This is a genomic window from Curtobacterium sp. VKM Ac-2887 (assembly GCF_015350935.1).
Classification (GTDB): domain Bacteria; phylum Actinomycetota; class Actinomycetes; order Actinomycetales; family Microbacteriaceae; genus Curtobacterium.
In genome coordinates, this window is record NZ_JADKSB010000017.1 from 48664 (window position 1) to 60131 (window position 11468).

At 70.7% G+C, this 11468-nt stretch carries 13 protein-coding genes; 3 read left to right on the forward strand and 10 right to left on the reverse strand.

Annotated features, from left to right (window positions below; genetic code table 11):
• Window position 1 precedes the first annotated feature (1 nt).
• Both ITJ69_RS16585 and ITJ69_RS16590 read right to left on the reverse strand, forming a co-directional pair.
• Complete coding sequence (locus ITJ69_RS16585) at window positions 2-868, reverse strand: ABC transporter permease (protein ID WP_194673369.1); 867 nt, start codon at window positions 866-868, stop codon at window positions 2-4.
• Complete coding sequence (locus ITJ69_RS16590; protein ID WP_123314435.1) at window positions 865-1797, reverse strand: ABC transporter ATP-binding protein; 933 nt, start codon at window positions 1795-1797, stop codon at window positions 865-867. Before ITJ69_RS16590 ends, ITJ69_RS16585 begins: the two co-directional genes overlap by 4 nt.
• A 98-nt stretch (window positions 1798-1895) precedes the next feature.
• Here ITJ69_RS16590 and arr point away from each other — a divergent pair, with 98 nt between their 5' ends.
• Window positions 1896-2306 carry an NAD(+)--rifampin ADP-ribosyltransferase gene (arr, locus tag ITJ69_RS16595; RefSeq protein ID WP_194673370.1) on the forward strand — a complete coding sequence of 137 codons (411 nt, stop codon included), beginning with the start codon at window positions 1896-1898 and terminating at the stop codon, window positions 2304-2306.
• A 94-nt stretch (window positions 2307-2400) separates the two neighbouring features.
• Here the strand turns inward: arr and ITJ69_RS16600 are convergent, their stop codons facing one another.
• Both ITJ69_RS16600 and ITJ69_RS16605 read right to left on the reverse strand, forming a co-directional pair.
• On the reverse strand, window positions 2401-2943 hold the full coding sequence (locus ITJ69_RS16600) for a cysteine hydrolase family protein (protein ID WP_194673371.1): 543 nt from the start codon (window positions 2941-2943) through the stop codon (window positions 2401-2403).
• A 138-nt stretch (window positions 2944-3081) separates the two neighbouring features.
• Entirely contained in the window at window positions 3082-3933 is an 852-nt protein-coding gene (locus ITJ69_RS16605; protein WP_194673372.1) for an SDR family NAD(P)-dependent oxidoreductase, read from the reverse strand.
• Window positions 3934-4035: 102 nt separating this feature from the next.
• Between ITJ69_RS16605 and ITJ69_RS16610 the strand changes: the two genes are divergently transcribed.
• Window positions 4036-5244: an MFS transporter gene (locus tag ITJ69_RS16610; protein WP_194673373.1), complete on the forward strand. Its 1209-nt coding sequence runs from the start codon at window positions 4036-4038 to the stop codon at window positions 5242-5244.
• Window positions 5245-5270: 26 nt separating this feature from the next.
• Here ITJ69_RS16610 and ITJ69_RS16615 read toward each other — a convergent pair whose 3' ends face one another.
• Genes ITJ69_RS16615 through ITJ69_RS16630 form a run of 4 tightly spaced genes read right to left on the reverse strand, consistent with a single transcriptional unit; the run spans window position 5271 to window position 9466 of the window.
• Complete coding sequence (locus ITJ69_RS16615) at window positions 5271-6152, reverse strand: hypothetical protein (protein ID WP_194673374.1); 882 nt, start codon at window positions 6150-6152, stop codon at window positions 5271-5273.
• A 9-nt stretch (window positions 6153-6161) separates the two neighbouring features.
• Window positions 6162-6719, reverse strand: coding sequence for a GNAT family N-acetyltransferase (locus tag ITJ69_RS16620; protein ID WP_194673375.1), 558 nt, complete (start codon window positions 6717-6719; stop codon window positions 6162-6164).
• 4 nt (window positions 6720-6723) lie between these two features.
• Window positions 6724-8481: an AMP-binding protein gene (locus tag ITJ69_RS16625; RefSeq protein ID WP_194673376.1), complete on the reverse strand. Its 1758-nt coding sequence runs from the start codon at window positions 8479-8481 to the stop codon at window positions 6724-6726.
• The gene (locus ITJ69_RS16630; RefSeq protein ID WP_194673377.1) at window positions 8471-9466 is read right to left on the reverse strand and encodes an amidohydrolase family protein; all 996 of its coding nucleotides are present in this window, start codon (window positions 9464-9466) and stop codon (window positions 8471-8473) included. Before ITJ69_RS16630 ends, ITJ69_RS16625 begins: the two co-directional genes overlap by 11 nt.
• 91 nt (window positions 9467-9557) lie before the next feature.
• On the opposite strand from ITJ69_RS16630, the gene ITJ69_RS16635 reads away from it, so the two are divergent.
• Window positions 9558-10136, forward strand: coding sequence for a TetR/AcrR family transcriptional regulator (locus ITJ69_RS16635; protein ID WP_194673378.1), 579 nt, complete (start codon window positions 9558-9560; stop codon window positions 10134-10136).
• Between the two features lie 6 nt (window positions 10137-10142).
• On the opposite strand, the gene ITJ69_RS16640 is transcribed toward ITJ69_RS16635, so the two are convergent.
• Entirely contained in the window at window positions 10143-10778 is a 636-nt protein-coding gene (locus tag ITJ69_RS16640) for an HAD-IA family hydrolase (protein WP_194673379.1), read from the reverse strand.
• Window positions 10775-11293 (reverse strand): GNAT family N-acetyltransferase, encoded by a 519-nt coding sequence (locus ITJ69_RS16645; RefSeq protein ID WP_194673380.1) that lies wholly within the window; start codon window positions 11291-11293, stop codon window positions 10775-10777. The genes ITJ69_RS16640 and ITJ69_RS16645 overlap by 4 nt, the downstream gene beginning before the upstream one ends.
• Window positions 11294-11468: the final 175 nt, after the last annotated feature.

The window sequence follows — 11468 nt, forward strand, 5'->3', positions numbered from 1 at the left end:
GTCAGACGTCGCGTCGACGTGCGACCGTCAGCGCGAGTGCACCCACGACCAGCACCTCGGCCGCCAGGACACCGAAGCCGCCCCAGCCGTTCAGGACCACGCCGCTCGTCGGTCCCGCGTCCGCACCGGTGTACGGGTACGCGAACAGCTGGCTGCCGGCCTGGTCGGGCAGGAACTTGAACACGTCACCGATCCACTCGGCGTTCAGCAGCCCGGCCACGAGCGACAGGATCACCGGCAGCACGAGCAGGATGCCGAGCGTGATCGCGATGCCACCGGCGCTCGACCGGACGAACAGCCCGATGCCGTAGGCGAGCAGCGCCAGGAGCGTCACGTACACCGAGGAGCCGAGGATCGGCATGAACACCGACGGGTCGCCGATCTGCGGGCTCGTGCCGTCGGAGGCCAGGAGCAGCGCCGACAGCACCACGCCGATCCAGGTCGACACCACGCTCACGACGAAGGTCGTCAGCGCGAGGACGGTCGCCTTCGCGAGGATCACGCCCGTGCGACGGGGGTCAGCGGTGAAGGTCGAGCGGACCTGACCGGTGCCGTACTCGCCGGTGATGATGAGCACGCCGAGCACACCGACGACGAGCGCACTGAGCGAGACGCCCGTGGTGTTGATGCTCACGAAGCTGCCGTTCGCGACGTCCTGCGGCGCGTTGTCCGGCGACACGACGTACGCGCCGAGCAGCACGGCCATGCCGATCGTCAGGACGGCCAGGATCGCGTAGCACCAGATCGTGGACCGGATGCTCCGGAGCTTGATCCACTCGCTGCGGACCAGGTGCGGGAACGACAGGCGGACCGAGTCCGGCACGGAAGCCGAGTGTGTCCGGGTGACGGGCGGGGTGGTGGCGCTCATCGGGTGCCCTCCGATCGGTACTCGACGTCGTCGCGGGTGAGGGCCATGTAGGCCTCCTCCAGGCTCGCGCCGGTCGGGGTGAGTTCGTGCAGTGCGACGCCGGCCTGGGCGGCGATGTTGCCGACCGTCGGTGCGTCGGGACCGACGACCAGGAAGGTGCCGTCCTCGCGCGGGGTGACGGTCGCGTTCGGGCCGATGGCCTGGAACAGCTGGTCGGGCGACGGCGTCCGGACGATGACCCGGCTGCCACCACCGGCGGCGCCCGGTGCGGCTCCCCCACCGGCGACGAACTCGGCGATCGGGGCGTCGGCCAGGACCTTGCCGCGGCCGAGCACGACCACGCGGTCAGCGGTCTGCGCCATCTCGCTCATCAGGTGGCTGGACAGGAAGACGGTGCGACCGTCGGCGGCCATGCGTCGGGCGAGCTGCCTGACCCACAGCACGCCGTCGGGGTCGAGGCCGTTGACGGGCTCGTCGAGGATCAGGGTCTTCGGGTCGCCGAGCAGTGCGGCAGCGATTCCCAGGCGCTGCCCCATGCCGAGCGAGAACCCACCGACGCGCTTCTTCGCGACCGACTCGAGGCCGGTCATGTCGATGACCTCGTGCACGCGGGCCTTCGGGATGCCGTGGGTCGCCGCGAGCGAGAGGAGGTGGTTGTAGGCACTGCGGCCCGAGTGGACCGCCTTCGCCTCGAGCAACGCACCGACCTGTCGGAGCGGGTCGCGGAACGTCGTGTACGGCTGGCCGTTCACCGTCGCGCTCCCGGCGGTGGGCCGGTCGAGGCCCATGATCATGCGCATCGTGGTGGACTTCCCGGCGCCGTTCGGCCCCAGGAAGCCGGTCACACTGCCGGGTCGGACGACGAACGAGACGTCGTCCACGGCGGTCTTCGGACCGTACTGTTTGGTGAGGTGGCTGACTTCGATCACGGCGGCCACGCTATTGCAGCGGTGTCCGGCGGCGCGTCAGTCGGAAGGGGGATATGTCAGGTGCCTGGGGGCGGACCCGCTCGGCGTAGCCTGTCGCCGTGAAGCAGGCACAGGACGACGGACCGTTCTTCCACGGCACCAAGGCCGACCTCGAGCCGGGCGACCTGCTCACCGCGGGCTTCCGGTCGAACTACCGCCCCGAGGTGGTCATGAACCACGTCTACTTCACGGCGGTCTCCGATGGCGCCGGGCTCGCGGCCGAGCTCGCCGCCGGTGACGCCGAACCGCGGGTCTACGAGGTCGCGCCGACCGGCCCCTGGGAGGACGACCCCAACGTCACCGACAAGAAGTTCCCCGGCAACCCGACCCGGTCCTACCGCAGCACCGAACCGGTACGGATCGTCCGCGAGGTCACCGACTGGCCCCGACTCACCCCGGAGGCGCTGCGCCTCTGGCGCGAGCGACTGGCCGCACTGCGCGCGGACGAGCGCGGCGAGATCATCAACTGAGCCAGCTGGCGGACGGGAGGCGCGGGGCGGGGCCGCCACGGGCCTCCCGTCCGCTTCGCCCTGGTCTCAGTGCCCCGAACGCGCCCTGCGGACGTCAGCGGCTGAGCGCGTCGCTCGTCGTGACGGTCGCGAAGCTGCCGTCGAGCGCCGCCATGAAGGCGGCGTGGACGCTCGCGCCCAGGACGGTGACGCCCCCGAGCGTCAGGTCCGGCGCGGCGCACGCGTCGGCGACGACGGTCGCGGTGAAGCCGAGCTCGTGCGCGGCCCGGGTCGTCGAGTCGATGCACATACTGCTCATCATCCCGACGATGGTGACCTCGTCGACTCCGGCGTCGGTCAGCAGTTCCTGGAGTCCGGTGCCGATGAAGCTGTTCGGTGCGTGCTTCTCGAGGATCGGCTCGCCGTCCACGGGCGCGACCGACGGGTGGAAGTCGAGGCCCGGCGTGCCCGGCACGAAGAACGTGGCGTCGGCGTCGGTGGACACGTGGAAGACGTGCACCACCAGGTCGCCGGCGGCGCGGAAGGAGTCGAGCACGGTGCGGGCGGCGGCGGCAGCGGCCTCGGGTTCGACGAGGGGGAACGCCCCACCCGGGAAGTAGTCCAGCTGGATGTCGACGAGGAGCAGCGCGCGGGTCATCGGTTCAGTATGGCGGGCGGCGGGCTTCGATGCTGGCGAGACCTGGCGGGTGCGCTGTGACCCGGATGCGGGTCATAAACGACCGGACTCATTCGGAGCCCCCCGTTCGAGGGGTTTGGTCGTGTGCGGAGTCTCGGCTCAGCGCTGCTGGTCGTCCAGGTCGAGCGAGGAGGTCAGTTCCGGGAACGCCCGCGCCTGCTCGATGAGCTGCTGCGCCTTCCGCACGACCCCCTCGACGCTGTCCGCACCGGCGACGAGGCGCACCGGTGGTGCGGACATCTCCGTCAGGGCGAGGAGCGTCCGGGCGAGCTTCGCCGGATCGCCGCTCTGCTTGCCCTCCATGCCGCGGAAGAACTCCTTGGTCTGGTCCGACGAGGACCGGTAGTCGTCGAGGTGGACGTCGCCCCAGAACGTGGAGCTGCCCTCCGCGAGCAGGTCGGTCCGGAAGAAGCCGGGCTCGACGACCGTGGTGTGGATGCCGAACGGCAGGACCTCGTCGTGCAGCGCTTCCATCCACCCCTCGAGCGCGAACTTCGACGCGGCGTACGCGCTCCCACCGGCACCGGCGACGATGCCGGCGGTCGAACTGATGCTGATGACCCGACCGGAGCCCTGCGCCCGCATGACGGGGAGCACCGCGCGGGTGACGTTCATCGCACCGAAGAAGTTCGTCTCCATCTGCGCGCGGAACTGCTCCGGGGAGACCTCTTCGAAGAACCCGCCCTGGAAGCTCCCGGCGTTGTTCACGAGGACGTCGATGCGGCCGAACCGCTCGATCGCTGCCTCGACCGCGCTCCGGACGGTGCGCTCGTCCGTGACGTCCAGCGCGACGGCGAGCAGCTCGTCGTGCTGGCCGACCGCTGCGACGACACGTTCCGGGTCCCGCCCGGTCGCGACGACGTGGTGTCCGGCGTCCAGGGCAGCGCGCGCGAACTCGGTGCCCATACCGCGGCTGGTCCCGGTGATGAAGAAGGTCTGGGGTTCGGTCATGCCCCCAGCGAAGACCACTTCCGCGCAACGAGTGAGGCTCTGCCGAAACGGGGTCGAGCAGAACCTCCCTTCCGCCGCTCGAGCCGCCCTAGCGTCAGGGACATGGACTCCCTCGTGACCTCGACCCCGTCGGCTCGGTCGACCACTCCGGTTGCCGACGGCCGGCTGCCGTGGTTCCCGCTCGCTCTGCTCGCGGCGATCGGGTTCGTGCTCGTCGCCATGGAGACCATGCCCGCGGGCCTCCTGCCGGTCATCGCGGACGGCATGGGGACGTCCGAGGGCACGGTCGGACTGTTCGTCAGCGCCTACGCGATCGGCACCGTCATCGTCACGGTGCCGGCGATCGCACTCACGCGGGGCCTGCGCCGCAAGCCGTTGATCACGACGGCCATCGCCGTGCTGATCATCGCGAACACCCTCACCGCGTTCGCCCCGAACGTGACCGTCGCGCTCGTCACGCGGTTCGTCGCCGGCGCGGCTTCCGGGATCATCTGGGGCATGTTCGCCACCTACGCGCGGCGCATCAGTCCCGCGCGGTTCGCAGGCGTCTCGCTCGCCATCGTCTCCACGGGCGCCCCCGTCGGCTTCGCGCTCGGCACGCCGCTCGGGTCGTTCATCGGCACCGCCCTGGACTGGCGCTGGTCGTTCATCGGACTCAGCCTCGTCGGGGTCGTCATCCTCGCGCTGATCGCGGCGTTCGTGCCGGACGCACCCGGGCAGACCGGCACTGCGAAGCTCTCCGTGGTCAAGGTGTTCCGCATCCGTGGGATCGCGATCATCCTCGCCGTCATCGCCACGTGGATGGTCGCGCACAACACCATCTACACCTACATCTCCCCGTACCTGCGGGTGACCGGCACCGACCTCAGCGCCGGACTCGTCCTCCTCGTCTACGGCATCGCGGCGATCCTCGGCGTCGTGATCACCGGAGCACTGCTCGATCGGCATCCCCGCCCCCTGCTCCACCTGAGCGTCGGACTGTTCGTCGTCACCGGCGTCGTCCTGCTCGTCGGCCACGCATCGCCGGTCGCCGTCCTGGTCGCCGCCGTCCTGTGGGGAGTCAGCTTCGGTGGTGCCTCGACGCAGCTGCAGGCGGCGCTCACCACGGCCGGTGGGGAGAACGCCGACGTCGCCAGCGCGTTCCTGCCCGTCGCGTTCAACATCGCGATCTTCGTCGCCGGGGTCTTCGGAGCCGCGCTGTTGACCGTGTTCGACGGACTGGTCCTGGCCGTGGTGATGATCGTCTTCGGGGCGATCGCGGCGGTGCTCACCCTGGTCGGTCGGCGATCGGCGTTCCGCGCTCGGCTCTAGCGGACGGACGAGACCGCCGCCACGGTTCAACCGTTGACGAGGTCCCCGCCCCACGTCAGGTCGCTGTCCTCGTCGACCGGGAAGGCCTCGAACCGGTCGTCGGCCAGGACCGCGTCGACCAGGGCACGTGACCCGGCGACGATCGTCGAGTCCCAGTCGATCTCCGACGCGAGCACCCATGAGTGGTCTTCCGGCCAGAGCATCTGCGGGGTGTGGGCGAGGTCGACCACCGTCCCGATCCGAGCGCGGTCCAGCCACGTCGGGTCGGCGAGCTGCGGCAGCGTCATCGAGAGGAGGAAGCACTCGCGGTGCGGCCACGGGAAGAGCTCGACGGCGAGGGCAGAACGGATCGCGGCCTGCGCATCGTCGTGCTGCGCCTGGATCTCGAGCGCGTAGCGGCGCATCGCCTCGATCTCCTCCGCAGTCGCCTGATCGGCGCCCTGCCACCCGACAGCAAGCGTCGAACCCCCGCTCAGCTCACTCCACCCGCTCCAGATCGCCGCGACCAGGTCGTCCGATGTCGAGGTCGATGCCGCGAGGTGCTCGGTGAGCGCAGCAAGCAGGATCGGCTCGAACCAGCCTTCCGCGGGCGGGTGGACGCGCCAGCCGTCCTCGAACACCAGGTCGGACTCGTCGGGCCGGCCGGTCAGGCTCCGCCACTGGACGAGTGGGTGCATCGTCTTCCCGGTGCGTGCCGCGACCTCCACCCACGGCCACGCCGCCGACTCGATGTTCGGGTGGTCGCCCCACTCGTCCACGATCGAACGGTCCTCGCAGTCCGCCGACAGCGGGTGGAGGATGCGCGCGGAGGCCTCGAACCCGGTTCCGGCTGTCCCGCCCACGGTGCCGAACGTTCCCGCCCGGGCGAGCAGCCAGGCGCCGCGGGACACGTCGGTGATCAGTTCCACGTGCCGAGCCTAGGACGAGCCTCGACCGACACCGTCCGCGTGCACCGGCAGCGTCGGCAGAGCCGGTGCCGGATCCGTCGCGAGCCGAGCGTGGGTCTCCACGTCGAAGCGTTCGACGCCGTACCGCAGCTTCTGCCGCTCGGTGCCCTCCGCGGCGAACCCGGCGGCACTGGCGACCCGGCAGGACGCGGGGTTGTTCACCCCGTGCCCGAGCTCCAGGCGGCACAGCCCGACGCCGAACGCCCAGGACGAGACACTCGCCAGCGCCGCCGTCGCCAGTCCGCGTGCGCGTCCCCCACGCGCCAGCCAGTAGGACGCCCAAGCCGTCCCGTGCCGGAACTCGATCGCGGTGAGCCCGACGTTCCCGATCGCGACACCGTCGTCCACGACCGCCCAGTTCTTTGCGCGGTCGCCGAATCCGAGGGAACGGCTGATGTGCTCGCGCGACTGCGCCTCGTCGCGCAGATCGGCGTCGGGGAACCGCGTGTCCAGGTCCGGCGTCGTCCGCCGGGCGAGGAGCAGCGCGGGTGCGTCGTCGACCGACCACGGGCGCAGGGCGACCACCATGTGATCAGCCGACAGCGGGCGGCCGCGGACGGGACGCGCGCAGTGCCGGGAACTGCTCGTCGCGCCACTCACCGTCGACGGGCACGCCGCTCACGGCCGCACGTTCCTCGCGCTCCCGCAGCTCCACGCGTCGGATCTTGCCCGAGATGGTCTTCGGCAGCTCCGCGAACTCGACCCGACGCACGCGTGCGTACGCCGGGAGCGCGGTCCGCGCGTACGCGAGCACCTGCTCGGCGGTGTCCGCCGTCGCCTCGAACCCGGCGGCGAGGGTGACGTACGCCTTCACGACGTTGAGCCGGGCGTCGTCCGGGGCGGGCACGACGGCGCTCTCGGCGACGGCGGGGTGCTGCAGCAGTGCGCTCTCGACCTCGAACGGTGACACCTTGTAGTCGGACGACTTGAAGACGTCGTCGGTCCGCCCGATGAACGTCAGCTCCCCGTCGGCGTCCCGGACGACGATGTCGCCGGTGTGGAAGAAACCGTCGCGCATCGACGCCGCGGTCCGGTCGGGGTCACCGAGGTACTCGGCCATCAGGTTGACCGGCCGCTCGTCGAGGTCCAGGCAGACCTCGCCCTCGTCGCCGGGCCGCCCCGTGACGGGATCCAGCAGGGTCACGGTGACACCGGGCAACGCACGGCCCATCGCACCCGGGGTCACGGTGCTGCCCGGGGCGTTGCCGATGATCGCGGTGGTCTCGGTCTGCCCGTAGCCGTCGCGGATGGTCAGACCCCAGGCACGTTCGACCCGGTCGATGACCTCGGGGTTCAGTGGTTCTCCGGCCGACACGACCTCGCGCAGTGCGCGAGGGCGCGCACTGAGATCGGACTGGAGCATCATCCGCCAGGCGGTGGGCGGTGCGCAGAAGGTGCTCACCTCGGCGGCGTCCAGCTGGGCGAGGAGCGCGGCCGGGTCGAACCGCGGGGTGTCGTGGACGAAGACGGTCGCCTCGGCGATCCACGGCGCGAAGAAGCAGCTCCAGGCGTGCTTGCCCCAGCCGGGCGAGCTGATCGCCAGGTGCACGTCCCCGGGCCGCAAGCCGAGCCAGTGCATCGTGCTGAGGTGCCCGACGGGGTACGACGTCTGGGTGTGCACGACCATCTTCGGCTTCGAGGTCGTGCCCGACGTGAAGTAGACGAGGCAGGGGTCGGCGGTCTTGGTGACGACGACCGGTCGTGACTCCCCCGCGGGCGCTGGTTCGCCGAGGTCCGACGGGTACTCCGTCCAGCCGTCCGCAGCGCCGCCGATCACGATGCGGGAGAAGACCCCACGCACGTCGTCGTACTTCGCGGTCTCGCTGCGGTTCGTGACGACGTGCGCCACGGCTCCGCGGTCGACGCGGTCCTGCAGGTCGGCGGTGTCGAGCATCGTCGACGTCGGCAGGATCACCGCCCCGAGCTTGATCACCGCGAGCATCGTCTCCCACAGCTCGAGCTGGTTGCCGAGCATGACCAGCACGTGGTCGCCCTTCCGAACGCCGTGCTCGTGCAGGCGCACGGCCAAGCGGTCGGACCGGGCGGCCATCTCCGCGTAGCTGAGCCGCTGTTCCGAGCCGGCCGCGTCGACGATCCAGAGCGCGATGCGGTCGTTGCCGGCCGCGATGACGTCGAACCAGTCGTCGGCCCAGTTGAAGGTGTCGCCGAGGTCCGGCCACCGGAAGGCGGCGCGGGCGGCCTCGGCGGACTCTGCGGAGAGCAACTGGTCACGGGCAGCGCGGTACGCGGCGGTCACGTTCGGGTTGGGCACGGACCGATCATGCCGCATCCGTCTGGTTGCCGATCCCGAACAGCCGGCGTGTGTTCCCCGACGTGAACGCATCGCGTGCGGTGTCCGAGGGGAACTCCCGCAGGAACGCCTCGATCTCGTCCGCGGAGGGCCGCTGGAACGGGTGGTCGGTGGAGAACAGCAGCCGGTCGGGCGTCGTGACGTCGAGCGCGTGCCGGAGCAGCGTGGGGCTGAGCATGCCCGAGCTGGTGATGTGGACGTTGGAGCGGACGTAGTCGGAGACCTTCCGCTCGAGCCCGGCGATCCGCGAGAGGCTGTCCGCGCGGTCGAGCCAGAAGAGCAACAGCTCGCCCCAATGGCCCAGCACGATCTGCAGGTCCGGGTGCCGGTCGAAGGTGCCACCGACGATGAGGCGAAGTGCCGCGCGTGCCGCCTCGAGGTGCCAGCCCCACCCGAAGGTCGCCAAGCCGAGCTCGACCATCGGGTCGAACCCCTCGTACGCCGCTTCGCGCAGCCGCTTCGACGGGACCTGCGGGTGGATGAAGACCGGCTGCCCCAGCGACGCTGCGGCGGCGAAGAGGTCGTCGTACCGGCGATCGTCGAGCGGCACCTCGCCGGTCCGCCCGTAGACCATCGCCCCCACGCAGCCGAGGCCGGCGGTGCGCTCCAGTTCGGCGACGGCAGCGCCCGGGTCGGCCATCGGCAGGGTCGCGAACGCGCGGAACCGGTCCGGGTGGTCCGCGACCGCGGCGATCGCGATGTCGTTCGCCTGCCGACTGAGCGGGATCGCGTCCGCGGCATCGAGCGGCTGCGCTCCGGGCGGCGCAAGGGACAGCACCTGCACGTCGATCCCCTGCTCGTCCATCGCGGCGAGCCGGGCGTCGCCGAGGTCACGGAGCAGCTCGCCGTTGTCGCCGAGTTCGTCCAGCGCCGTGCTCGGGTCGCGGCGGTCCTCGGGCAGGGCGTTGACGGCGTCCGTCAGGGCCGGGTGGTTCCAGTGCTCTTCGATCGCGATCAGGGTCATCGGGGTTCCTCCGTCAGGTCTCGCACCGACGCGTTCACTCATCGGCGTTGAGTGAACCGTACACCTCGCTCAACGCCGTAGAGTCAGACACATGGCCGAGACCTCACGCGACGCGAAACGCGCACAGACCGCCGAGCGCATCCGCGCGGCTGCTCGTCAGCAGTTCGGTGCGAACGGGTACGAGGGCACGACGATCCGGGGCATCGCCGCAGCGGCCCGCATCGATCCGTCGCTCGTCATGCAGCACTTCGGGTCGAAGGCAGCGCTGTTCGCGACCGCCGTGCAGCTGCCTGCCACGTCGGACGGTGGGAGCGAGCGCGCGGCCGCTGACCACCTGCTCGACGTCCTGGGGATCCGTTTCGACGCGCTCCCCGCCGAGACGGCCGCGCTCGTCCGGTCGATGCTGACGGTGCCCGAGGCGGCGGACACCATGCGCGGCTACCTCGACGAGCGGGTCGAGAACCTGGCGCGCTCACTCGACGGCGACGACGCCCGACTGCGGGCGTTGATGACCGTGAGCGGCATCCTCGGCATCACGATCACGCAGCACTTCCTGCGCCTCAGCGCGTTCGAAGGCGCGTCACGTGACGACCTGCTCCGCGCGGCGCAGGGCTGGGTCGAGTCGCTCACCACCGGGTCGCACCCCACCGAATCCAGCGCTCCGCAGTAGCGGCGGTCACGCTCCTCCGCCGACGGCCGCGCGGATCGCTGCGATCGTCTCCGTGGTCTCGACGTGCAGGTGCGCCCGGATCCCCATCGCCCGAGCAGCCTCGATGTTCTCCGGCACGTCGTCGATGAACAGGACATCCGCGGGTGCGGCGTCGAGCCGGTCGAGTGCGATCCGGAACGCCTCGGGTTCCGGCTTCGTGACGCCGATCTCGTGGCTGTAGCAGATCGGGTCGAACACGGCCGCGAACCCGAACCGTCGCTCCTCTTCCTGACGGGCGCCGTCACCAGAATTGGACAGGATCGCGAGCCCGACCGTCCCGCGCAGACCGGCGACGAAGTCGAAGAGCGGCTCGTTCAAGGAGCCGCAGTACGCGTCCCAGAAGTCGGCTCGCATCGACGCGAGCACCTCGGCCGAGGCGCCGAGTGCGGCGCCGATCTTCCCCCAGTACTCGTCGTCGACCCCGGTCCTCCGCGCGGCATCGGGCAGGTCGGCGGCCGACAACCGCGTTGAGAACTCCTCGTCGGTCAGGCCGAACGCAGCCGCCCACCTCGTGCGGAACTGTCCGGGCCATGCCGCGTCGTCGACCATCTCGAGCACGCCACCGACGTCGAGCAGCAGCCACCGCACCCCATCGCCCGTCATGCGGAGACCCCGCCGAGTCGGCGGACCATCTCGAGCTCCCGCTCGTCGGGCGCGAGGACGTACGGCTCGGTCACCCCGGTCGGCTCGTACCCGCGCCGGGCGTAGAAGGCCTGAGCCCGCAGGTTGCGCTCGTGCACGTGGAGTCGGAGCGTGGTCCCGTGGCCGGAAGCCCATGACTCGACGGCGTCGAGCAACGCATCGGTCACGCCGGCCGCACGGCCGCGGTGCGACGGCGCGACGTACACCCCGACCAGCAGTGGCCCGGTCGCGGCGTCGGGTATGAACGCCCCCATCGCACCGGCCCAGCGTCCGTTGGTGTCGATCGCCACGAGCGAGGTGCCCCCAGTGTCCTGACCTCGGCGGCCCCGCGCACGCCACTCGGTCTCGTCGAGCTGCTCGGCGTCCTCCAGGTGCTCCGCGTAGGCCATCGGGGTGTCCCGGAGCATCTCCAGGCGGAGCGCTCGGACGGCCTCCCAATCGGCTTCGGTCGTCGGTCGGATGGTGATCCCCTGCATGGACCGAGCCTAGGACAGCGGGCGGTCGGCGAAACTCGTCCGAACTGGTTCCAATCGACTTCGGGCAGGGCACCGAATCACCTGCACAGACCGGGAAACACCCGGAGCGCTCACCAGCCGCACATTGCTGGTTCTCCACCCTGCACCAGGGTGTGTTCGGCGCGCACACAGCAGC

Excerpts from the sequence above, each read along its gene's own strand:
- ITJ69_RS16645 (WP_194673380.1), bottom strand. The coding sequence starts at position 11,293 with ATGCAGGGGATCACCATCCGACCGACGACCGAAGCCGATTGGGAGGCC.
- ITJ69_RS16625 (WP_194673376.1), bottom strand. The coding sequence starts at position 8,481 with ATGCGGCATGATCGGTCCGTGCCCAACCCGAACGTGACCGCCGCGTAC.
- ITJ69_RS16605 (WP_194673372.1), bottom strand. The coding sequence starts at position 3,933 with ATGACCGAACCCCAGACCTTCTTCATCACCGGGACCAGCCGCGGTATG.
- ITJ69_RS16610 (WP_194673373.1), top strand. The coding sequence starts at position 4,036 with ATGGACTCCCTCGTGACCTCGACCCCGTCGGCTCGGTCGACCACTCCG.
- ITJ69_RS16635 (WP_194673378.1), top strand. The coding sequence starts at position 9,558 with ATGGCCGAGACCTCACGCGACGCGAAACGCGCACAGACCGCCGAGCGC.
- ITJ69_RS16620 (WP_194673375.1), bottom strand. The coding sequence starts at position 6,719 with ATGGTGGTCGCCCTGCGCCCGTGGTCGGTCGACGACGCACCCGCGCTG.
- ITJ69_RS16600 (WP_194673371.1), bottom strand. The coding sequence starts at position 2,943 with ATGACCCGCGCGCTGCTCCTCGTCGACATCCAGCTGGACTACTTCCCG.
- ITJ69_RS16640 (WP_194673379.1), bottom strand. The coding sequence starts at position 10,778 with ATGACGGGCGATGGGGTGCGGTGGCTGCTGCTCGACGTCGGTGGCGTG.
- ITJ69_RS16630 (WP_194673377.1), bottom strand. The coding sequence starts at position 9,466 with ATGACCCTGATCGCGATCGAAGAGCACTGGAACCACCCGGCCCTGACG.
- ITJ69_RS16585 (WP_194673369.1), bottom strand. The coding sequence starts at position 868 with ATGAGCGCCACCACCCCGCCCGTCACCCGGACACACTCGGCTTCCGTG.